22 protein-coding genes are annotated in these 21,468 nt (G+C 70.7%); 11 read left to right on the top strand and 11 right to left on the bottom strand.

The window, feature by feature from the left end; translation table 11 throughout:
- Window positions 1–133 precede the first annotated feature (133 nt).
- Genes AC2H6A_RS01940 through AC2H6A_RS01975 form a run of 8 tightly spaced genes read left to right on the top strand, consistent with a single transcriptional unit; the run spans window position 134 to window position 9,370 of the window.
- Window positions 134–1,309 (top strand): MFS transporter, encoded by a 1,176-nt coding sequence (locus tag AC2H6A_RS01940; RefSeq protein ID WP_484271443.1) that lies wholly within the window; start codon window positions 134–136, stop codon window positions 1,307–1,309.
- Window positions 1,310–1,341: 32 nt separating this feature from the next.
- Complete coding sequence (leuS, locus tag AC2H6A_RS01945; RefSeq protein ID WP_484271444.1) at window positions 1,342–4,020, top strand: leucine--tRNA ligase; 2,679 nt, start codon at window positions 1,342–1,344, stop codon at window positions 4,018–4,020.
- Window positions 4,007–4,543, top strand: coding sequence for an LPS-assembly lipoprotein LptE (locus AC2H6A_RS01950; protein ID WP_484271445.1), 537 nt, complete (start codon window positions 4,007–4,009; stop codon window positions 4,541–4,543). The genes leuS and AC2H6A_RS01950 overlap by 14 nt, the downstream gene beginning before the upstream one ends.
- A gap of 18 nt (window positions 4,544–4,561) precedes the next feature.
- On the top strand, window positions 4,562–5,584 hold the full coding sequence (gene holA, locus AC2H6A_RS01955; RefSeq protein ID WP_484271446.1) for a DNA polymerase III subunit delta: 1,023 nt from the start codon (window positions 4,562–4,564) through the stop codon (window positions 5,582–5,584).
- Window positions 5,581–6,942 (top strand): glutamate-5-semialdehyde dehydrogenase, encoded by a 1,362-nt coding sequence (locus AC2H6A_RS01960; protein WP_484271464.1) that lies wholly within the window; start codon window positions 5,581–5,583, stop codon window positions 6,940–6,942. The genes holA and AC2H6A_RS01960 overlap by 4 nt, the downstream gene beginning before the upstream one ends.
- Window positions 6,939–7,367, top strand: a complete 429-nt coding sequence (locus tag AC2H6A_RS01965) for a CopD family protein (RefSeq protein WP_484271447.1) — start codon at window positions 6,939–6,941, stop codon at window positions 7,365–7,367. Before AC2H6A_RS01960 ends, AC2H6A_RS01965 begins: the two co-directional genes overlap by 4 nt.
- 22 nt (window positions 7,368–7,389) lie before the next feature.
- Window positions 7,390–7,989 (top strand): DsbA family protein, encoded by a 600-nt coding sequence (locus tag AC2H6A_RS01970; RefSeq protein WP_484271448.1) that lies wholly within the window; start codon window positions 7,390–7,392, stop codon window positions 7,987–7,989.
- Window positions 7,990–7,996: 7 nt separating this feature from the next.
- Window positions 7,997–9,370 carry a THUMP domain-containing class I SAM-dependent RNA methyltransferase gene (locus AC2H6A_RS01975; protein WP_484271449.1) on the top strand — a complete coding sequence of 458 codons (1,374 nt, stop codon included), beginning with the start codon at window positions 7,997–7,999 and terminating at the stop codon, window positions 9,368–9,370.
- Here the strand turns inward: AC2H6A_RS01975 and AC2H6A_RS01980 are convergent.
- Together AC2H6A_RS01980 and AC2H6A_RS01985 are read right to left on the bottom strand one after the other, a co-directional pair.
- Complete coding sequence (locus AC2H6A_RS01980; RefSeq protein WP_484271450.1) at window positions 9,336–10,469, bottom strand: PilT/PilU family type 4a pilus ATPase; 1,134 nt, start codon at window positions 10,467–10,469, stop codon at window positions 9,336–9,338. The genes AC2H6A_RS01975 and AC2H6A_RS01980 overlap by 35 nt on opposite strands.
- 31 nt (window positions 10,470–10,500) lie before the next feature.
- Window positions 10,501–11,544 carry a type IV pilus twitching motility protein PilT gene (locus tag AC2H6A_RS01985; protein ID WP_484271451.1) on the bottom strand — a complete coding sequence of 348 codons (1,044 nt, stop codon included), beginning with the start codon at window positions 11,542–11,544 and terminating at the stop codon, window positions 10,501–10,503.
- Window positions 11,545–11,608: 64 nt separating this feature from the next.
- Here AC2H6A_RS01985 and AC2H6A_RS01990 point away from each other — a divergent pair, with 64 nt between their 5' ends.
- A complete protein-coding gene (locus AC2H6A_RS01990) occupies window positions 11,609–12,334 on the top strand; it encodes a YggS family pyridoxal phosphate-dependent enzyme (protein WP_484271452.1) in 726 nt (241 codons plus the stop codon).
- Window positions 12,335–12,382: 48 nt separating this feature from the next.
- Here the strand turns inward: AC2H6A_RS01990 and rpsT are convergent, their stop codons facing one another.
- Window positions 12,383–12,646, bottom strand: a complete 264-nt coding sequence (gene rpsT, locus AC2H6A_RS01995) for a 30S ribosomal protein S20 (protein ID WP_484271453.1) — start codon at window positions 12,644–12,646, stop codon at window positions 12,383–12,385.
- A gap of 163 nt (window positions 12,647–12,809) precedes the next feature.
- On the opposite strand from rpsT, the gene murJ reads away from it, so the two are divergent.
- Both murJ and proC read left to right on the top strand, forming a co-directional pair.
- Window positions 12,810–14,360, top strand: coding sequence for a murein biosynthesis integral membrane protein MurJ (gene murJ, locus AC2H6A_RS02000; protein WP_484271454.1), 1,551 nt, complete (start codon window positions 12,810–12,812; stop codon window positions 14,358–14,360).
- Complete coding sequence (gene proC / locus AC2H6A_RS02005) at window positions 14,357–15,178, top strand: pyrroline-5-carboxylate reductase (RefSeq protein WP_484271455.1); 822 nt, start codon at window positions 14,357–14,359, stop codon at window positions 15,176–15,178. The genes murJ and proC overlap by 4 nt, the downstream gene beginning before the upstream one ends.
- On the opposite strand, the gene AC2H6A_RS02010 is transcribed toward proC, so the two are convergent.
- The 8 genes from AC2H6A_RS02010 to AC2H6A_RS02045 form a co-directional block, all read right to left on the bottom strand.
- Entirely contained in the window at window positions 15,169–16,068 is a 900-nt protein-coding gene (locus AC2H6A_RS02010; protein ID WP_484271456.1) for a DMT family transporter, read from the bottom strand. The two genes, proC and AC2H6A_RS02010, sit on opposite strands and share 10 nt — an antisense overlap.
- The gene (gene ubiA / locus AC2H6A_RS02015) at window positions 16,065–16,934 is read right to left on the bottom strand and encodes a 4-hydroxybenzoate octaprenyltransferase (protein ID WP_484271457.1); all 870 of its coding nucleotides are present in this window, start codon (window positions 16,932–16,934) and stop codon (window positions 16,065–16,067) included. Before ubiA ends, AC2H6A_RS02010 begins: the two co-directional genes overlap by 4 nt.
- Entirely contained in the window at window positions 16,931–17,497 is a 567-nt protein-coding gene (locus AC2H6A_RS02020) for a ComEA family DNA-binding protein (RefSeq protein ID WP_484271458.1), read from the bottom strand. The genes ubiA and AC2H6A_RS02020 overlap by 4 nt, the downstream gene beginning before the upstream one ends.
- A complete protein-coding gene (gene rfaD, locus AC2H6A_RS02025) occupies window positions 17,494–18,483 on the bottom strand; it encodes an ADP-glyceromanno-heptose 6-epimerase (protein WP_484271459.1) in 990 nt (329 codons plus the stop codon). The genes AC2H6A_RS02020 and rfaD overlap by 4 nt, the downstream gene beginning before the upstream one ends.
- Window positions 18,480–19,406, bottom strand: coding sequence for a D-glycero-beta-D-manno-heptose-7-phosphate kinase (gene rfaE1 / locus AC2H6A_RS02030; protein ID WP_484271460.1), 927 nt, complete (start codon window positions 19,404–19,406; stop codon window positions 18,480–18,482). Before rfaE1 ends, rfaD begins: the two co-directional genes overlap by 4 nt.
- The gene (lapB, locus tag AC2H6A_RS02035) at window positions 19,403–20,596 is read right to left on the bottom strand and encodes a lipopolysaccharide assembly protein LapB (protein ID WP_484271461.1); all 1,194 of its coding nucleotides are present in this window, start codon (window positions 20,594–20,596) and stop codon (window positions 19,403–19,405) included. Before lapB ends, rfaE1 begins: the two co-directional genes overlap by 4 nt.
- A 5-nt stretch (window positions 20,597–20,601) precedes the next feature.
- Window positions 20,602–20,913 (bottom strand): LapA family protein, encoded by a 312-nt coding sequence (locus AC2H6A_RS02040; RefSeq protein ID WP_484271462.1) that lies wholly within the window; start codon window positions 20,911–20,913, stop codon window positions 20,602–20,604.
- A gap of 80 nt (window positions 20,914–20,993) precedes the next feature.
- A complete protein-coding gene (locus tag AC2H6A_RS02045) occupies window positions 20,994–21,287 on the bottom strand; it encodes an integration host factor subunit beta (protein ID WP_484271463.1) in 294 nt (97 codons plus the stop codon).
- Between the last annotated feature and the right edge of the window lie 181 nt (window positions 21,288–21,468).

Here is a 21,468-nt window from a genome sequence, read left to right on the forward strand (position 1 = left end):
GCCGCGATCGAAAAACGGTCCGCCGCTTCCGCTACCATGACCGACCGGGCTCGCACCGGCACGAGGCCGCCCCGCCGCGCGCGCCCGGTCGCCGCCCCTGCGAACCCCCGGTCGCCGCCCACGGCAAGCCCCCTTGGACACCACCCGCCATCCCACCCTCGCCCTCTGGTCGCTGTGCCTGGCCTACTTCGCGATGGGCACCTCGGCGATCGCGCTGGTCGGCCTGATCCAGGAGATCTCCAGCGCCTTCGGCGTGTCCAAGCCGGCGATCGCCGGCGTGGTCACCCTGTTCGCGCTCACCTTCGCGGTGCTCGCGCCGCTGCTGCAGGTTGCGGCCGGGCGTCTGCCGCGGCGCACGCTGCTGCTGGCCGGGCTGTGCACCATGGGCGCGGCCAGCCTCTGGACCGCCCTGGCCACCAGCCTGCCCAGCCTCGCCGCGGCCCGGGTGCTGCTCGCCCTGGGCTCGGCCGCGGTGGGCCCGGTGGCCTCGTCGCTGGGCGCAGGCCTGGTGCCGCCGGCACGCCAGGGCCAGGCGCTGGCCATCGTCTTCGCCGGCATGACCTTCGCCACGGTGCTGGGCCTGCCCCTGGCCACCTGGGCGGGCGGCCTGCTCGGCTGGCGCTGGGCCTTCGGTGGCCTGGCCGCGGCCAGCCTGCTGATCGCCGTGCTGGTCGCGGTGGTGGTCGGCGACCGGCGGCCGGCACCGCCGGTGTCGCTGGCCAGCTTCGGTCAGGTGCTGCGCCACCGCGCGGCGGCCTGGGCGATCGCGATGGCCGGCTGCCAGATGGCGGCGGTGTTCTCGCTCTACGCCCTGGTGGCGCCCTTCCTGCAGGAGCGCTTCGGCGTCGCCCAGTCCACGCTGCCCCTGGCCTTCCTGCTGGCCGGCAGCCTCAGCGTGCTCGGCAATGTGGCCGCCGGCCGGGTCGGCGACCGCATCGGCGCGGCGCGCACGCTGTGGCTGTCCACCGGCAGCCTGTGCCTGGCCTTCTGCGTGGTGCTGGCGCTGCCAGCCGACCCGCGGGTGGGCATGGCCGCCTTCGCGGTCTGGTCGATGCTGGGCATGACCTTCTACGCGCCGCAGCAGAAGCGGCTGATCGAGCTCGCGCCCGAACTGCGCAACCTGCTGCTGGCGATGAACGCCTCGGCCCTCTATGTGGGCATGTCGGCCGGCGCGGCGGCGGCGGCGCAGGCCTGGCTGCGGCTGGGCCCCTGGTCGCTGCCCCTGGTGGCGGCCGGTTTCGTGCTGCTGGGCATGCTGGCCTACCGGCGCTCCCGGCAGGCCGAGGCGGACATGGCCCGCCGCCTATAATGACCGGTTATCCGGAACGACGGCAGGCCCCCATGTCCCTACAAGAAAGATACACGCCCGGCGAGGTCGAGCGCGCCGCGCACGCCCACTGGAATGCCATCGACGCCTACCGGGCGATCGAGCACGACCCGCGTTTCCCCAAGGGCAAGTTCTACGCCTGCTCGATGCTGCCCTACCCCAGCGGCAAGCTGCACATGGGCCATGTGCGCAACTACACCATCAACGATGTGATGTACCGGCACCTGCGCATGCAGGGCTACAACGTGCTGATGCCCATGGGCTGGGACGCCTTCGGCCTGCCCGCCGAGAACGCCGCCATGAAGAACGGCGTGGCGCCGGCGCGCTGGACCTACGACAACATCGCCTACATGAAGAAGCAGATGCAGGCGATGGGGCTGGCCATCGACTGGAGCCGCGAGATCGCGGCCTGCGACCCCGCCTACTACCGCTGGAACCAGTGGCTTTTCCTGCAGATGCTCGAGCGCGGCATCGCCTACCGCAAGACCCAGGTCGTCAACTGGGATCCGGTCGACCAGACCGTGCTCGCCAACGAGCAGGTGATCGACGGCCGAGGCTGGCGCACCGGCGCACCGGTCGAGAAGCGCGAGATCCCGGGCTACTACCTCAAGATCACCGACTACGCGCACGAGCTCCTCGAGCAGGTCGAGAACCACCTCGACGGCTGGCCCGATCGCGTGCGCACCATGCAGTCGAACTGGATCGGCCGCTCCACCGGCGTGCGCTTCGCCTTCCCGCATGCCATCACCGACGCGCAAGGCGCGCTCGCCGGCGAAGGCCGGCTGCATGTCTTCACCACCCGCGCCGACACCATCATGGGCGTGACCTTCGTGGCGGTCGCCCCCGAGCATCCGCTGGCCGACATCGCCGCCGCCCGTGATCCGGCGGTGGCCGCCTTCGTGGCCGAGGCCCGCCAGGGCTCGGTCATGGAGGCCGACATGGCCACCATGGAGAAGAAGGGCGTGCCCACCGGCCTGACCGTGCGCCACCCCCTCACCGACGAGCCGGTGCCGGTGTGGGTGGGCAACTATGTGCTCATGGGCTACGGCGACGGCGCCGTGATGGGCGTGCCCGCGCACGACGAGCGCGACTTCGCCTTCGCGCGCCGCTACGGGCTGCCGATCCGCCAGGTGATCGATGTCGCCGGCCAGGTCTTCTCCGATACCGAATGGGCGCCCTGGTACGAAGACAAGGTCGCCGGCCGCTGCATCCGCTCCGGCTCCTATGACGGCCTCGGCCACCAGGCCGCGGTCGAGGCCATCGCCGCCGACCTCGCCGCACGCGGCCTCGGCCAGAAGAAGACCCAGTGGCGGCTGCGCGACTGGGGCATCTCGCGCCAGCGCTACTGGGGCACGCCGATTCCGATCATCCACTGCGATGACTGCGGCGCGGTGCCCGTGCCGTACCAGGACCTGCCGGTGCGCCTGCCCGAAGATCTCGTGCCCGACGGCACCGGCAACCCGCTCGCGCGCAGCCAGGCCTTCCTCGCCTGCCGCTGCCCGCGCTGCGACAAGCCGGCGCGCCGCGAGACCGACACCATGGACACCTTCATCGACTCGTCCTGGTATTACATGCGGTACTGCTCGCCCGACAATCCCACCGCCATGGTCGATGCGCGCACCGACTACTGGATGCCGATGGACCAGTACATCGGCGGCATCGAGCACGCGGTGCTGCACCTGCTCTACGCGCGCTTCTGGACGAAGGTGATGCGCGACATCACCGGCCAGGTGCCCGGCGATCCGGCCCGCGGCCTGGTCACCTTCGACGAGCCCTTCACCCGGCTGCTGTGCCAGGGCATGGTGCTCAACCACATCTACTCCCGCCGCACCGAGCGCGGCGCCATCGAATACTTCTGGCCCGAGGATGTCGAGAACCTCCATGACGAGACCGGGCGGGTCACCGGCGCACGGCTGAAGTCCGACGGCAGCCTGGTCGACTACGGCGGCGTGGGCACGATGTCCAAGAGCAAGAACAACGGCGTCGACCCCCAGGCCCTGATCGATCGCTACGGCGCCGACACCGCACGCCTGTTCGTGATGTTCGCCAGCCCGCCCGAGCAGACGCTCGAGTGGTCCGACACCGGTGTGGAGGGCGCCCACCGCTTCATTCGCCGGCTGTGGGCCTTCGCGCATGCGCAGCAGGCCGTGCTCGCGCAGGCCGGCACGCTCGATGCGGCCCGGCTCGAGCCCGCCCACAAGGCGCTGCGCCGCGAGATCCACACCGTGCTGCGCCAGGCCGACTACGACTACCAGCGCCTGCAGTACAACACCGTGGTGTCGGCGGCCATGAAGATGCTCAACGCGCTCGAGGGCGCGCGCCTGCCCGAGGGCCCGGTCTCGGCCGCGGTGCTGCGCGAATGCCTGTCGGTGCTCATCCGCGTGCTCTATCCGGTGGTGCCGCATGTCACGCACGGCCTGTGGCAGGCGCTGGGCTATGCCGCCGCCCACGGTGACCTGCTCGACACCGCCTGGCCGCAGGTCGACCCCGATGCGCTGCGGCAGGACACCCTCGAACTGGTGCTGCAGGTGAACGGCAAGGTGCGTGGCTCGGTGAGCGTGCCGGCCAGCGCCGACCAGGCCGCCATCGAGGCCGCCGCGCTCGCCAGCGAGCCGGTGCAGCGTCTGGGCGAGGGCCGGCCGGCGCGCAAGGTGATCGTGGTGCCGGGCCGGCTGGTCAATGTGGTCATCTGAGCCGCCACGCCGCCGCTGCCTGCGGGCGCTGCTGCTGCCCGTGGCCCTGGCGCCGGCGGCCTGCGGCTTCCGGCTGCGCGGCAGCGCCGAGCTGCCCTTCGAGACCCTGTTCGTCAGCTTCCCGCCGGCGTCGGCCACCGGCGCCGAGTTCGTCCGCCTGCTGCGGGTGCAGGGCGGCACCCGCCTGGTGGACAAGGCCACCGACGCGCAGGCCCGGCTCGAGGTGTACGCGGAGCGCCGCGAAAAGGAGATCGTCGGCTTCTCCAGCACTGGCCGCCCGCGCGAGTATCAGCTGCGCCTGATCACCGGCTTCCGGCTGGTCGATGTCGCCTCCGGGATCGAGATGATCCCGGCCAACGATCTGACCCTGCGCCGCGAAATCACCACCACCGACACCCAGCTCGTGGCCAAGCAGCAGGAAGAGGCGCTGCTCTACCGCGAAATGCAGACCGACACCGTGCAGCAGCTGCTGCGTCGGCTGGCCGCGGCGCGGCGCCCGGTGCCGCGGGCCGCGCCGGGCTGAGCCGCCGCCCTCGCCTGCATGAGCATCCGCCCCGAAGCCCTGCCCGGCGCGCTGCGTCGCGGTCTGCCGCCCGCGATCTGGATCCACGGCGACGAGGAGCTGCTGCAGATCGAAGCCGCCGACCTGGTCCGTGAGGCAGCCCGGACTGCGGGCTTCAGCCAGCGCGACGTCTTCGTGGCCGATCGCAGTCTGCGCCTGGAGGCCCTGGCCGCCGAGACCCGCACGCTGTCGCTGTTCGCCTCGCGCCGGCTGATCGAGCTGCGCCTGCCCGGCAAGCCCACGCGCGATCTTGGTCAGGCGCTGGCCGACATCATCGACGGGCTCGACGAGGACACCCGACTGCTGGTGAGCAGCCCGCGCCTGGACCGCGCGGTCACCGATACGGCCTGGTTCTCCGCGCTCGAGCCGCGGCTGCTGCTGGTGGCGGTGGCCAGCGTGGAGCACGCCCAGCTGCCGGCCTGGATCGGCGCGCGCCTGGCAGCCCAGCAGCAGCGGGCCGACCCCGCCACCCTGCAGCGGCTGGCCGAGCGGGTGGAGGGCAACCTGCTCGCTGCCCACCAGGAGGTGCGCAAGCTCGCGCTGCTGTTCCCGCCGGGCGAGCTGCCCGCCGACGACGCGCTGGCGGCGGTGCTCGATGTGGCCCGCTATGACGCCTTCGGCATGGCCCAGGCCATGCTGGCCGGCGACGCGGCACGCGCGCTGCGCGCGCTCGAGGGCCTGCGCGCCGAGGGCCAGGCCGCGCCGCTGGTGCTCTGGGCGCTGGCCGATGCGGCACGCAATCTCCTGCGGTTGTCGCAGGCGCGCGATGCCGGGCGCGCGCCGGCCAGCCTCACCCGCGAGCTGCGCCTGTTTCCGCCGCGCGACCGCCTCTATCTCGAGGCCCTGCGCAGGCTCGACACCAGCAGCCTGCGCGAGGCGGTGCAGGAAGCCGCCGGGGTCGATAGAATCATCAAGGGTCTGGTTGCCGCCGATCCCTGGCAGGCCATGGTTCCGCTGGTGGGCCGGCTGGCCGGGGCCCCCGTGCTGGCCGCGCCGCGCTGAACGCCACCGCCACCCGCCGTCCCGCCCATCTCCTCCAACCCTGCGGCTCGCGCCGACCGCCCACAGGCTCATCCATGCAACATCATTCGATCGACATCGCCGCCTATGTGGCCGATGTGGGGCGCCGGGCCCGCGCAGCCAGCCGCGAGATGGCGCGCGCGGCCACCGCGGCCCGCGACCGCGCGCTGCTGGCCACCGCGGCCGCCATTCGCGGCGCCCGGGAACCCCTTCAGGCGGCCAACGCCCGCGACCTCGCCGCAGCCCGCGAGGCCGGCCACGACGCTGCCTTCACCGACCGCCTTGCCCTCACCGACAAGGTCATCGAATCCATGGCGGCGGGCCTCGAGCAGATCGCCCTGCTGCCCGACCCGATCGGCGAGATCACCGACCTGCGCGCCCGGCCCTCGGGCATCCAGGTGGGCCGCATGCGGGTGCCGCTCGGGGTGATCGGCATCATCTACGAGAGCCGGCCCAACGTCACCGTCGATGCCGCCGGTCTGTGCATCAAGTCGGGCAACGCCACCATCCTGCGCGGCGGCTCCGAGGCCATCCACAGCAACCAGGCGCTGGCGGTGCTGGTGCGCCAGGGGCTGCGCGAGGCCGGCCTGCCCGACGATGCGGTGCAGGTGATCGAGACCACCGATCGCGAGGCGGTGGGTGAACTCATCAGCCGGCCGGAGTTCGTCGATGTGATCGTGCCGCGCGGCGGCAAGTCGCTGATCGAGCGCATCGCACGCGATGCCCGGGTGCCCACCATCAAGCATCTGGACGGCATCTGTCATGTCTACATCGACGACAGCGCCGACACCGACATGGCGATCGCCGTCGCCGACAACGCCAAGACCCAGCGCTACTCGCCATGCAACACCATGGAGACCCTGCTGGTATCGCGCGCCGCCGCGCCGCGGGTGTTGCCGCCGCTGGCGCGCATCTACCTCGACAAGGGCGTCGAGTTGCGTGGCTGCCCTGCCACCCGGGCACTGCTCGCACCAGCGGGCCTGGCCTGCGCCGAGGCCACCGAGGAAGACTGGCGCACCGAGTACCTGGCGCCCATCCTGTCCATCCGCGTGGTGACCGGGCTCGACGAAGCCATCGCCCACATCGGCCAGTACGGCTCGCAGCACACCGACGCGATCATCACCGACAGCCACGCCAACGCCATGCGCTTCCTGCGCGAGGTCGATTCCGCCTCGGTGATGGTCAACGCCTCCACCCGCTTCGCCGACGGCTTCGAGTACGGCCTGGGCGCCGAGATCGGCATCTCCACCGACAAGCTGCACGCCCGCGGCCCGGTCGGCCTGGAGGGCCTCACCTCGCAGAAGTATGTGGTGCTGGGCAGCGGGCAGGTGCGCCGGTGAGCAGCGGCTACCTCTGGCTGAAGGCGCTGCACATCGTCTTCGTCACCAGCTGGTTCGCCGGCCTGTTCTACCTCCCACGACTGTTCGTGAACCTCGCCATGGTCGACCCTGCCTCGCAGGCCGAGCGCGCGCGGCTGCTGCTGATGTCGCGCAAGCTCTGGCGATTCATGCAGCCGCTGATGTGGCTGGCGCTCGGGCTGGGCACCTGGCTGTGGCTGGGCTATGGCGTCACCGGCGGCTGGATGCACACCAAGCTCGCGGTGGTGGCCGTGCTGCTCGGCTACCACCAGACCTGCGGCCGGCTGCTGCGCCAGATCGAGGCCGGCACCGACACGCGCTCGCATGTCTGGTACCGCTGGTTCAACGAGATCCCCGTGCTCGCCCTGCTGGTCGCGGTGGTGCTGGTGGTCGTCAAGCCCTTCTGAAGTCCGCACCCGGAGAATCCGCATGACCCGCATCGTCGACTACTACATGCATCCCCAGTCGCCCTGGAGCTGCCTCGGCCACCAGGAACTGCGCCGCATCTGCGCCCTGCACAACGCCGACATCCGCATCAAGCCGATCGATCTCGGCGCCAAGGTGTTCCCGGTCTCGGGCGGCCTGCCGCTGGCCAAGCGCGCCCCGCAGCGCCAGAACTACCGGCTCGTCGAGCTCGCGCGCTGGCGCGATCGTCGCGAGGTGCCCATCCAGCTGCATCCCGCCTTCTTTCCAGCCAATGCCGACACGGCCTGCCGGCTGATCATTGCCGCTGACCGGCTGCACGGTACCGACGCCGCGCTCGATGTCGCCGGGCGGTTCATGCGCGCCACCTGGTGCGAGGAGCGCAATGTCGCCGACGACGCCACGCTGCGCGCGGTGCTGCACGAGGCCGGGCTGCCCGTCGACCCGATGTTCCACGCCATCCCCGACACCCACGCGGTCTTCGACAGCTACACCCAGGAGGCGATCGACCACGGCGTGTTCGGCGTGCCCTGGTATGTCTTCGAGGGCATCCCCTACTGGGGACAGGACCGGCTCGAGTTCCTCGAGCGCGCGCTCGCGGGCTGACCCGGGCATGCTGCTCTTCGCCCCCTGCCCGCGCGGCCTGGAAGCGCTGCTCGCCGACGAGATCACCGCGCTGGGCGCCAGCGCGGTGCGCATCAGCCCGGGCGGCGTGGCCTTCGAGGGCGATGCCGCGATGGTGTGCCAGGTCAACCTCAGATCTCGCCTCGCCAGCCGCGTGCTGCGCCAGGTGGGCGCCGGCCGCTGCCGCGACGAGGACGAGCTCGGCCGGGTGGCGGCCAGCGTGCCCTGGGAGCAGTTCATGACCACCCGCCAGACGCTGCGGGTGGACACCACCGCGGTGCGTTCGCCGCTGCGCAGCCTGAACTTCGCGAACCTGCGCGTGAAGGATGCCGTGGTCGACCGATTGCGTCAGACCCGCGGCGATCGGCCCTCGATCGACACCCGACGGCCCGATGTGCGGGTGTTCGCCTTCCTGCAGGAGCAGCAGGTCACGCTCTACCTCGACACCTCGGGCGAGTCGCTGTTCAAGCGCGGCTGGCGGCGCGAGCGCGAGGACAAGGGCCTCGCACCGCTCAAGGAGAATCTCGCCGCCGGCCTGCTCATGCTGGCCGGCTGGACGCCGGAGCGGCCGCTGCTCGATCCCTACTGCGGCTCGGGCACGCTGCTGATCGAGGCCGCCCAGATGGCGCTGGGCATCGCGCCCGGGCTCTCGCGCGCCTTCGGCTTCGAGCGCCTGCGCGACCACGATCCGGCGCAGTGGGCGCAGATCCGTGGCGAGGCCATCCGCCAGGCCCAGCAGGCCGGACCCACGCTGGCCGCGCGGCTGAGCATCACCGGCATCGACATCGACCCGACCGCCATCGAGCAGGCCCGCCGCAACATCGAGCGCGCCGGCGTGGGCGGCGCCGGCATCCGGCTGGTCATGGGCGATGCCGCCCGCATCTCGCCGGCCCAGCCCGGGCCGGGCGTGATCGTCACCAATCCGCCCTACGGCGAGCGCATCGCGGCCCACCAGGATGGCCAGCCGGCCCCCGAGGAGCGCAACGACGCCAGCGACGAGACCCACCGGCAGGCGATGGCCGCCTTCGGCCGCGGCCTCAAGGAGCGCTTCGGCGGCTGGCAGGTCCATGTGCTGTCATCCGATCGCGAACTGCCACGCCAGCTCGGCATCCGCGAGAGCCGCAAGACGCTGCTCTACAACGGCGCGCTGGAATGCCGGCTGTTCCGCTTCGATGTCTTCGACCGCGCCACCCGCGAGACCCACGACCGCGAGCACCAGGCCCGACACGACCGCATGCGCCAGGCGGCCGCCACCGGCTCGGACCCAGCCCCTGCCGCCTGCGGCAACCCGTCGGCAGCGGCGGCTTCAGACGCCGCGCAGGCGCCGCTCAGACCACCCCGAGGTGCTCCGTCCCCCGGTTGAGGTCCTTGTCGGAGTGACGGCTGTTCAGCTTGATGTTCAGCCGCAGGTCATTGACCGAATCGGCATTGCGCAAGGCGTCCTCGTAGGCGATCAGACCTTCCTCGTACAGGATGAACAGGTGCTGATCGAAGGTCTGCATGCCGCTCTCGCGGCTCTTCTTCATCACATCCTTGATAGTGCCGACCTCGCCCTTGAAGATCATGTCGGAGATCAGCGGCGAGTTGATCATCACCTCCACCGCGGGCACGCGACCTGTGCCGCCCACCATCGGGATCAGCCGCTGGGAGACGATCGCGCGCAGGTTCAGGGAGAGATCCATCAGCAGCTGCTGGCGCCGGTCTTCCGGGAAGAAGTTGATGATCCGGTCGAGCGCCTGGGTGGCGCTGTTGGAGTGCAGTGTGGCCAGGCACAGATGGCCGGTCTCGGCGAAGGCCACCGCGTGCTCCATGGTCTCGCGGTCGCGGATCTCGCCGATCATGATCACATCAGGCGCCTGACGCAGGGTGTTGCGCAGCGCCACCTCCCAGCTCTCGGTGTCGACCCCGATCTCGCGGTGGGTGACGATGCAGTTGCGGTGCGGGTGCACGAACTCCACCGGGTCCTCGATGGTCACGATGTGGCCCGCGGTGTTCTCGTTGCGGTGATTGAGCAGCGCCGCCAGCGTGTTGCTCTTGCCCGAGCCGGTGGCGCCGACCACGATCAGCAGACCGCGCTTGGTGAGCGAAAGCTCGCCGAGCATGGGCGGCAGGCGCAGCTGCTCGATCGTGGGAATCTGGCTCTTGATCGTCCGCAGCACGATGCCCACCCGGCCAAGCTGCATGAAGGCGTTCACCCGGAACCGGCCGATGCCCGTGGGGCTGATCGCGAAGTTGACCTCCTTGTGCGCCTCGAACTCGGCGGCCTGGCGGTCGTTCATGAGCGCGCGGGCGAGCTCGACGGTGTGCTGGCCGCTGAGCGGCACCGACGACACCGGCGTGACCTTGCCGTCGATCTTGAAGGCGGGCGGGAACTCGGCGGTCAGGAACAGGTCGGACCCGTTCTTGCCCACCATCAGCCGCAGCAGGTCATTGAGGAATTTTGAAGCCTGTTCTCGTTCCATCGGGGGCGCTCTCGCAGGTGCCGCGTCGGCCTCAGCCGGGGAAGTTTTCCTTGATGGCCGCATGCACGCGCGCCTCGGCCATCGAGATGATGTTGCGCCTGACCAGGTCGGTGAGGCACTGGTCGAGGGTCTGCATGCCCACCGCGGCACCGGTCTGGATGGCGGCATTCATCTGGGCTACCTTGGCCTCGCGGATGAGGTTGCGCACGGCGGGGGTGCCCAGCATGATCTCGTGCGCCGCGATGCGGCCGCTGCCGTCCTTGGTGCGCACCAGCGACTGCGAGATCACCGCCCGCAATGACTCCGAGAGCATGGCGCGCACCATCTCCTTCTCGGCCGCCGGGAACACATCGACGATCCGGTCGATGGTCTTGGCCGCCGACGACGTGTGCAGCGTGCCGAACACCAGGTGCCCGGTCTCGGACGCGGTGAGCGCGAGGCGAATCGTCTCGAGATCGCGCAGCTCGCCCACCAGGATCACATCCGGATCCTCGCGCAGCGCCGAGCGCAGGGCGTTGTTGAACGACAGGGTCTGCGGCCCCACCTCACGCTGCGAGATCAGGCAGCGCTTGGACTCATGCACGAACTCGATCGGGTCTTCCACCGTGAGGATGTGCCCGTACAGGTTCTCGTTGATGTGGTTGATCATCGCCGCCAGGGTGGTCGACTTGCCCGACCCGGTGGGCCCGGTGACCAGCACCATGCCGCGGCTCTGCATGGTGATCTCGGAGATGATCCGCGGCGCCTTGAGATCCTCCAGCGAAAGGATCTTGGAGGGGATCGCGCGCAGCACGGCGCCCGCGCCACGCTGCTGCAGGAAGGCGTTGACCCGGAAACGCGCGAGCCCCGGAATGGCGAACGAGAAGTCGCACTCGAGGTTCTCCTCGTAGTCCTTGCGCTGCGCGTCGTTCATGATGTCGTAGATCATGCCGTGCACGTCGCTGTGGGCCATCGGCGGCAGGTTGATCCGGCGGACATCGCCGTGCACCCGGATCATCGGCGGCATGCCGGCTGACAGGTGCAGGTCCGATGCCTTGTTCTTCACCGCAAAGGCGAGCAGTTCGGCGATATCCATGGTTCAGCCAACCCTTGTTGCGTCCGGGCCCGGGATCGCCACGGGGCGACGGTAGAATCGGGCCATGGACGCGGACAGACTCATGTCGGAACGGCTGCGCGCCGTGCAGGCGCGCATCGACGCTGCCTGTGCGGCATCGGCCCGGCCTCGGGGGCAGGTCACCCTGCTGGCGGTCAGCAAGACTTTTTCGGCCGATCGGGTGATCGCCATGGCAGATCTCGGGCAGCGTCGCTTCGGAGAGAACTATCTACAGGAAGCGCTGGGCAAGATCAGCGAATGCGCCACCCAGCGGCCGGATTTGCCTATCGAGTGGCACTTCATCGGGCCGATCCAGTCGAACAAGACCCGGCCCATCGCCGAGCACTTCCAGTGGGTGCACGGCATCGACCGCGAGCGGGTCGCGCGCCGGCTCTCCGAGCAACGGCCGGCGCAACTGCCTGCGCTGCAGGTCTGCCTGCAGGTGAACATCGCGGCCGAAGACAGCAAGAGCGGCTGCACTCCGGAGCAGGCGCCCGCACTGGCCGCGCTGATCGCCACGCTGCCCGGGCTGCGCCTGCGCGGCCTGATGGCCATTCCCAGGCCGCAGGCCGACCCTGACGCGCAGCGCGCGCAGTTCGCGCAGGTGAGACTGCTCCAGGAGCGGCTTCAGGCGCAGGGCCTGGCGCTGGACACGCTCTCGATGGGCATGTCCGATGATCTGGAGGCGGCTATTGCCGAGGGTGCCACCCTGGTGCGGGTGGGCAGTGCCCTGTTCGGGCCGAGAGGTGCGGCTCCGGCGGCCAGCGCCTGAGAGACACGCGGCCCGGCCAGCGCGCAAGGCGCCGGCCCGGGGAAACCGTCAGGCCATCGCCTTCAGGGCGGCGGCCAGGCGGCTCTTGTACCGGGAGGCAGCGTTCTTGTGGATGATCTTCTTGTCGGCGATGGTGTCGATCACGCCCTGCGAGGCGCGAAACACGGCGGTGGCGGCTGTCTTGTCGCCCGCTGCGATGGCCTTGCGCACCGACTTGATCGCCGTGCGAAGCCGCGAGCGCAGCGTGGAGTTATGGGCGTTCTGCTTGACCGCCTGGCGGGCACGCTTGCGGGCGGAGGCGATGTTTGCCATGCGAAGATCCTGGTGAAGGCCGCGACGTCATCGGCCTAGAAGCGGACACCGCCCGCTGACCCATGACATTCGCTGATTGGCGAAAAGCCTTGGATAATAGCCGATCCGCGCGCCGCGGCGCAAGCCAGCGCGGCAACTCCCAACTGCCGGCCCGCCCCATTCCATGAATCTGCTTCGCGCGCTCGCCACGGTCAGCGGACTCACCCTGCTGTCGCGGATCACCGGCCTGGTGCGCGAGAACCTGACCGCCACGCTGTTCGGGGCGTCTGCCTTCACCGACGCCTTCTTCATCGCCTTCCGTCTGCCCAACCTGCTGCGCCGGATGTTCGCCGAAGGCGCGTTCTCGCAGGCCTTCGTGCCCATGCTCGCCCGCGCCCGCGAGCAGGGCGACGAGACCGCCTTCCGTGGCTTCATCGACCGCGTGGCCACGCTGCTCTTCTGGTCGCTGGTGCTGGTATCGCTCGCAGGCGTGGCCGCTGCGCCGGCGCTGGTGCTGCTCACCGGCTCGGGGCTGCTGCAGCAGGCCCCGGCCTTCGACGCAGCGGTGGTCATGACCCGCTGGATGTTCCCCTACATCCTGTTCATCTCGCTGGTGGCGCTGGCCGCCGGCATCCTCAACACCTGGCGGCGCTTCGCGGTGCCGGCCTTTTCGCCGGTGATGCTCAACCTGAGCTTCATCGGCGCGGCACTGCTGCTGCATGATCGCTTCGATCCGCCGGTCTACGCACTGGCGGCGGGCGTGGTGATCGGCGGCGTGCTGCAGCTGGCCATCCAGTTGCCCGCACTGCACCGCATCGGCCTGCTGCCGCGCATCGGCCTGAATCCGCTCGCCTGCCTGAAAGACCCCGACACCCGGGCGCTGCTTGCCCGGATGGCGCCAGCGGTGCTGGCGGTCTCGGCCGCCCAGATCAGCCTCATGATCAACACCCACATCGCCTCACGGCTGAGCGCCGGCAGCGTGTCCTGGATCAGCTATGCCGACCGGCTGATGGAGTTCCCCACCGCACTGCTGGGGGTGGCCCTGGGCACCGTGCTGCTGCCCAGCCTGACCAGCGCCAGCACGCGCCGGGACGAGACCGCCTACCGCGAGCTGCTCGACTGGGGCCTGCGCCTGGCGCTGCTGCTCGCCCTGCCCTGCAGCCTGGGCATGGCCCTCATGGCCGAGCCGCTCACCGCCCTGCTCTTCCACTACGGCCGATTCCGGGCAAGCGATGTCGGCATGACCGCGATGGCCATTCAGGCCTACGCGGTGGGCCTGCCCGGACTGATCGCGGTCAAGGTCCTCGCACCGGGGTTCTTCGCGCGCCAGAATGTCCGCACGCCGGTGCGCATCGCGCTGCTGGTGCTGGTGCTCACCCAGTGCCTGAATCTCGCCCTGGTGCCGCTGCTGGCCCACGCCGGGCTCGCGCTGTCCACCTCACTGGCGGCCACGCTCAACGCCTTGCTGCTGCTCATCGGGCTGCACCGCGCCGGCGCCTGGCGTGCCGAGCCGGGCTGGTGGGCGCTGCTCGCGAAAGCCGGGCTGGCCGGCGCCGCCCTGGCCGCGGTGCTGCTGGTGGCGGTGCCGCGCGTCGACTGGCTCGCACTGGGCCAGCAACCCTGGCTGCGCGCCGGTCTGACGCTCGGCCTGGTGGCCGCGGCCGCCCTGGCCTACCTGATCACCCTGCTCGCCTGCGGCCTGCGGCCGCGGCAATTCCTGCGGAGAGACGCATGAACATCACCTTCCTCGGCGGCGGCAACATGGCCACCGCGCTCATCGGCGGCCTGCTCAAGCAGGCCGAGCCCCGGCCGCTCATCACCGTGGTCGATCCCTCCGAGGGACAGCGCGAACGGCTGGCGCGAGAGTTCGGCGTCCAGACCCTGGCGGCACCCGCGCCACAGGCGCAGGCCTGCGACCTGCTGGTGCTGGCGGTCAAGCCGCAGCAGATGCGCGAGGCGCTGCTGCCGCTCGCGGCGCAGGCACGCTCGGCGCTGGTGGTCAGTGTGGCCGCCGGGATCCGCTGCGCTGATCTCTCCCGCTGGCTGGGTGGCCACACCCGCATCGTGCGCTCCATGCCCAACACGCCGGCGCTGATCGGAGCCGGCATCACCGGCCTGTGGGCTGCGCCTGCGGTCGGCGAGGCCGACCGGGCGCTCGCCGAGCAGGTGGTGCGCGCGGTCGGCGAGGCGGTCTGGGTGGCCGAAGAGCCGCTGCTCGACGCGGTCACTGCACTGAGCGGCAGCGGCCCGGCCTATGTCTTCTACTTCATCGAGGCCATGCAGGCCGCCGGCGCGCGTCTCGGCCTCGACCCCGAGGCTGCCGCTCGCCTGACCCTGGCCACCTTCCGGGGCGCGGCGGCGCTGGCCGGCGCCGCCACGGTGCCGGTGGCAACCCTGCGCGAGCAGGTCACCTCCAGAGGCGGGACCACCGCGGCTGCCCTGGCCAGCATGCAGTCACACGGGCTGGCCGGCCGCATCGACGAGGCCATGACCGCCGCCTGCCGGCGGGCGGCCGAGCTGGCCGACGAGTTCGGCCGCGACCCTCAGGCCTGAGCCTGGCGCTTGCGCCACTGCATGTAGAGCACCCCGGCCATCACGATCACCCCGCCGAGCAGCTGCTCGGCCGTGGGCATGATGCCGAACAGCATGGCGATCAGCACACCGAAGGCGGGCACGGTGTTCTGCCAGAGCAGACCAAGCTGAAGCCCGGCGCGGGCCACACCGATGTTCCAGGCCACGCCCGAGAGCGCGGTGGAAAAGAGCGCCGTGACGCCCAGCCACAGCAGCGACTGGGGCGTCACCACGAGGAGCGGCGGGCCGGTGAGGCCGGTGAGCCAGATCAGCAGCCAGCAGCCGAACATCCAGGGCAGCGCCCCGCTCAGGCCCGCCAGGGTGCGGCGCAGCTGCGACACCCCGGGCGAGAAGAAGCGTTGCGCGTAGATGGAGTAGAGCGTCCAGCTGACCAGCGCCAGCACCAGCAGCGGTTCGCCGCCTTCCAGGTGCAGACCCTGGCCCGAGGCATTGGCCCGGCCCCAGATGGCGATGCCGGCGCCCAGCAGCGTGAGCGCCGCCGCGCCAGCGAAGCCCGGCTCGAGCCGCGCCCCGGTGACCACCCGCATGGTGGCAGCCGCCACCACCGGCGAGCCGGCGATGATCGCGGCTGCGGTGATGGGGTGGGTGTACTTCAGGCCCAGGTTGTAGAGGACGAAGAATGCAGCCGCCGAGCCCGACATGAGGGCATGTCGGCGAAAGCCAAGACCCAGCGGCGGCGCGGCCGGGTCTCGGCGCGCCTGGCTGATCAGCCAGAGCACACCCACCGCAAGCGCCACCCGGATCGCGGTCATGAAGAACGGATCGAAAGCGGAGAAGAGCAGCGCGGTGAGCGGCAGGTTCGCCCCCCACGAGATCGCGGCGAAGGCGTAGCACAGCGCACCCAGGTTCACGGTATCCAGTACTCCAGCACCACTCCGGCGAATATCGCCGCCCCGAACCAGGTGTTGTGGTTGAAGGCCCGGAAGCAGCCCTCGCGGCTGCGCCCACGGATCAGCGTCCCATGGTAGGCCGCAATCGCGGCAGCCACCCCCAGGCCGAGCCCGTACCAGAGACCGAAATCCTGCCAATGACCGACCAGCGCCAGCAAGACCAGGGTCAGCGCGTAGCAGAGCATCACGGCTGTCACATCCCAGCGCCCGAAGGTGATGGCGGCGGTGCGGATGCCGATGCGCAGGTCATCATCGCGATCGACCATCGCGTACTCGGTGTCGTAGGCAACCGCCCAGCAGATGTTGGCCGCGAGCAGCAACCAGGCGGTGAGCGGAACGCTGTCGGTCACCGCCGCAAAGGCCATGGGAATGCCGAAGCCGAACGCGATGCCCAGGTAGGCCTGCGGGATGGCGAGGAAGCGCTTGGTGAAGGGATAGCTCGCCGCCAGGAAACCGGCCACCCCGGTGAGCAGCCAGGTCAGCGGGTTGAAGGGCAGGACCAGCAGCAGTGCCGGCAACGACAGCGCGGCAGCCACCGCCAGCGCCTCCCAGGGGCGGATCAGGCCGGCAGTGAGCGGCCGGTCCCTGGTACGAGCCACATGGCGATCGAAGTCGCGGTCGGCCCAGTCGTTGATGGCGCAGCCGGCCGAACGCATCAGGACCGTGCCCAGCAGGAAGGCCAGGAGCGGGTAGGGGTCGGGCTCGCCGCGCGAGGCGATGAACAGGCCCCACAGCGTGGGCCAGAGCAGCAGCAGGATGCCGATCGGCCGGTGCAGCCGAACCAGCCGCCAGTAGAGGGCGATACGCCGCGGCGCCGCGGCGCTCATGGCCGGCTGCCCTGGTTGGGGGTGGCACTGCCGGCAGCGACGGCACCCGGCGGCGCAGACGATTCCCGGATCACGCCCTTGCCAAGCGGCGTGACGAGGGTAGTCGGGCCGGGCGGCGACGAGGGGCTGAGGGCGGCATGCGCGGCCGGCGCGCCAGCCGACAGGCCACCGGCCGTGACCCGGGCGGCGCCCGACGCCGGCGCGCCCACCACGAGGCCGGCCTGCGCGAAGCGCTGGATGTTGGCCGGGCCCACGCCCCTGACCCGCGCCTCGAGGGCAGCGAGGTCGTGGAAGGGCCCGTCGCGCCGCGCCTCGAGGATACGGGCCGCGATCGCCGGGCCGATCCCCTTGACGGTCTGCAACTGCGCCTCGGTGGCGCGGTTGGCATCGATCCGCGGCACGGCGGGGCTGCTGCGGGCGGGCTGGGCGGGCTGAGTTGGCGAGACCGCAGGCCCGGCCACGCCAGGGACTGCGGATACCGCCCCCACCAGCACCAGCACCAGCACCAGCGGAGCGCTGCGCGCGCCGGCCTGCCGCGCCAGCAGGCGCAGCGCGCGGATCATGACTGCCCGACCAGCCACTCGACGTAGCTGGCCACGCCCTGTTCGACGGTCAGGAAGCGGTGCTCGCACCCGGCCTGACGCAACAGGGCGTGATCTGCCTGCGTGAAGCTCTGGTACTTGCCCTTGAGGGCATCGGGGAAGGACACATAGCGCAGCAGGCCGGCCTCGACCAGTTGCGGCAGCGTCAGTGCCGGCTTGCCCTCGAGGCGGCGCAGCGTGTTGAGCACCGTAACCGCCACATCGTTGAAGGGCTGGGCGCGGCCGGTGCCGGCGTTGAAGATGCCCTGCGAGCCCGGCCGATCGAGAAAATGCAGGTTCAGGGCCACCACATCATCGACATGGACGAAGTCGCGGGTCTGCTCACCCGGACCCCAGCCGCCCCAGCCCTCGAAGAGCCGTACATGGCCCTCGGCCCGATACTGGTTCACGCAGTGGAAGGCCACCGAGGCCATGCGCGCCTTGTGGGTCTCGCGCGGACCGTAGACATTGAAGTAGCGCAGACCGACCAGGGTGGCCTCGGGCGCGCCCGCCGAGAGACGCTGCCGGACGATCTGGTCGAACAGGAACTTGGAGTAACCGTAGACGTTGAGCGGCGACTCACAACGGCGCTCCTCGACGAACTCGCTGCCGCCGCCGTAGACCGCCGCGGAGGAGGCGTAGATGTACGCGATGCGGTGGCGCGCGGTGAACTCCAGCAGGCGCATGGAGTACCGGTAGTTGTTCTCCATCATGTAGCGGCCATCGGACTCCATGGTGTCGGAGCACGCGCCCTGATGCAGGATGGCTTCGGCGCCGGCGAAGGCATCGAGGCGTTCGAGGAACTCGCGCTTGTCGAGGTAGTCGGCGATGTCGGCGCCCACGAGGTTGCGGAATTTCTCGGCACGGGCGAGGTTGTCCACGGCGATGATGTCGCGCCTGCCCCGGGCATTGAGGGCATGGACCAGATTGCTGCCGATGAATCCGGCCGCGCCGGTGACGATGATCATGCCTGCTCTCCAAAGAGTTCGGCCGGGGTCACCGAGGCAGTGCCCAGCTTGCCGACCACGATGCCGCCGGCGCGGTTGGCCAGCCGCATGGCCTCGTCCATCGGCCGGCCCAACGCGGTCATGGCCGCGAGCACCGCCACCACCGTGTCGCCCGCGCCAGAGACATCGAACACCTCGCGGGCCTGCGCCGGCACATGCGCGGCGCCACCGGCCGAGAACAGGGTCATGCCCTCCTCGGAGCGGGTGAGCAGCAGATAGGCAATGTCGAGCGACTCGCGCAGCGCCTGCGCCCGCCGGTGCAGGTCGGCCTCGTCGGACCAGGCGCCGACCACCTCACGCAGCTCGGCACGGTTGGGGGTGAGCAGCGTCACGCCGCGGTAACGGGCGTAGTCATCGCCCTTGGGGTCAGCGATGGTCGGCAGCCCGCGATCACGGGCCATGGCGATCAGGCGGCCGATCTGGGCGAGACCGCCCTTGCCGTAGTCGGAGAGCACGAGCACGCGCGCCTGCGCGATCGCGGCGGCCACCCCGTCGAGCTTGCGCTCGAGCGCGACCGGCCCCGGAGGCTCCTCGAAATCGATGCGCAGCAGCTGCTGCTGCCGGCCGATCACCCGCAGCTTGATGATGGTGGGCATGGCGGGATCGCGGGTGAGCCGGCAATCGATGCCTGCGGCGCGCGCCATGGCCTCCACGGTGGCGCCGGGCTCGTCGTTGCCCACGACGCCCACCAGGCTCACCGGCGCGCCGAGCGAGGCCAGGTTGTGGGCCACATTGGCTGCACCGCCCAGGCGTTCGTCGCGGCGGGTGACCCGCACCACCGGTACCGGCGCCTCGGGCGAGATGCGGGCGACCTCACCGAACCAGTAGCGGTCGAGCATGACATCGCCCACCACCAGCACCCGGGCCGACGCGAAGCTGATCATCGCGCGCCCTCCGCGGCCTGACCGCGGCGCGGCGGATAGGTGTCCCAGCGGCTGCAGCCGGGGCACTGCCAATAGAACTGCCTGGCCTTGAAACCGCAGTGGCTGCAGACATGGCGCAGTGCCTGACCGGCCTGCGGCGCGAGCAGGCGCTGGATGAGGTCGGTGTCGCTGTCGGCGGCGCCGGCACCGAGCGCCTTGCGCAGCACCAGCAGCTTCTCGAGCCCTGGCAACGAAGGGCGCACGCGCAGCTCGGCCTCGACCCAGGCGAGCGCGGCGGCGGCACCCTGCTCCTGCTGGATGGCATCGGCCAGTGCGGTGAGCGTATCGGCACCGGGCTGCTCCTGGTGGGCCACGCTGAGCGCCGGCAGCGCCTCGGCAGGCCGGCCGAGCTCGAGGTGCGCCTGCAGCCAGCCACGCGCGACCAGCGCGGCATGGGCAGGATGGCGGCGCAGCAACAGCGCCCAGTGCGTGATCGCCCCGGCAGCATCGCCCTCGGCCAGGGCCAGCTCGCCACGCAGCAACAGGGGGCGGGGATGGTCGGGATCGGCCAGCAGCGCGGCGGCAATCTCGCGCCCGGCCACCGCCAGCCGGTCGGGAGACTGACCGGCCAGCGTCTGCGTGGCCAGCTCGCAGTGGAACTGCGCGATCTCGCGGGACAGCCCGCCCCCGGCGTCACCGGCATCCTGGCGCAGGCGCTGCGCGAGCTCGATCGCCTGACGCCAGTCGCGCACCATCTGGGCGATGGACAGGCGATGGCGCAGCGCTGCCGCGGCATAGCCGGACCCGGCCAGGCGATTGAAGGCGTCTTCGGCACGATCGAGCAGCCCGGCGCGCAGAAAGTCCTGACCAAGCTCGAAGAGCGCATGCTCGCGCTGCGCCTCGCCCAGTCCTGGCCGCTCGGCCAGATTCTGGTGCACCCGGATCGCCCGGTCGGTCTCACCGCGGCGCCTGAACAGGCTGCCCAGCGCGAAATGCAGCTCGATGGTCTCGGGATCGAGGCGCACACCATCGAGGAAGGCGTCGATCGCCTTGTCGGGTTGCTCGTTGAGCAGGAAGTTCAGGCCGCGAAAATAGGCGTCGGGCAAGCCGCCGGCAGGCCTGGCCGCCTGCCGGGCATCAAGCCGGGCCGCGAACCAGCCCAGGCCGAAGAACAGCGGGACGGCGAGCAGCCACCAGGTCTGGAATTCCATCGGGCTCAGGCCGCGCCGTCGGCGGCATCGGGCCCGAGGCTGGGCGCGGCAGCGGCCGCCGGCGCCCGGGCGGCGGCTGCCAGCTCGCGACGCAGCCGTCCGATCTCGCGGCGCTGGCGAAACAGGGTGGGCACCACACCGGCAATGCCCAGGGCCGTTCCGGCGGCGAAGAAACCGAGCAGAAAGATGACCAGCGGGGCTCGCCATTCGGCATCGATGCCGAAGAAGCGCAACTCGACCACGCCGGTGTTCGACAACGCGAAGCCGAGCGCCACGAGAAAGAGCAGCACGCGGGCAGTCCAGGCGATCAGCTTCATGGCAGCCGGGAGCGTCTCATGGATGGAGGGCGCGGCGCATCAGGCGAGAGCCTCATCCGGCTGGCCGATGGCGGCATGGCTCAGTCTGCGCGCGGGGCGGCGTCGACCCGCTCGCGCAGCTCCTTGCCCGGCTTGAAATGAGGCACCCGTTTCTCGGGCACCAGCACGCGCTCTCCCGACTTGGGGTTGCGGCCGATGCGCGGCGGGCGATGCGACAGGGAGAAGCTGCCGAATCCGCGGATCTCGATGCGCCGCCCCTCGGCGAGGGTACGGGCCATGGCATCGAGGATGGTGCGGACCGCGAACTCGGCATCCTTGGCAACCAGTTGCGGGTAGCGCTCTGCCAGCCGACCGATGAGCTCGGACTTGGTCATCGTGGGGACCTCGTCCCCGCGATCCTCGATCAAGTCATCACGCATGGCCGCTGGCGCAGGTGCGATCGCTCAGGCTGCCGCGGCGATCACTGATCCTTCTGGCTGTCGAGCTTGGCGCGCAGCAGGGCACCGAGATTGGTGGTGCCCGACACCGCCGAGCTCTCCGCGGCGATGCGCTGCA

The organism is Quisquiliibacterium sp. (assembly GCF_982640115.1).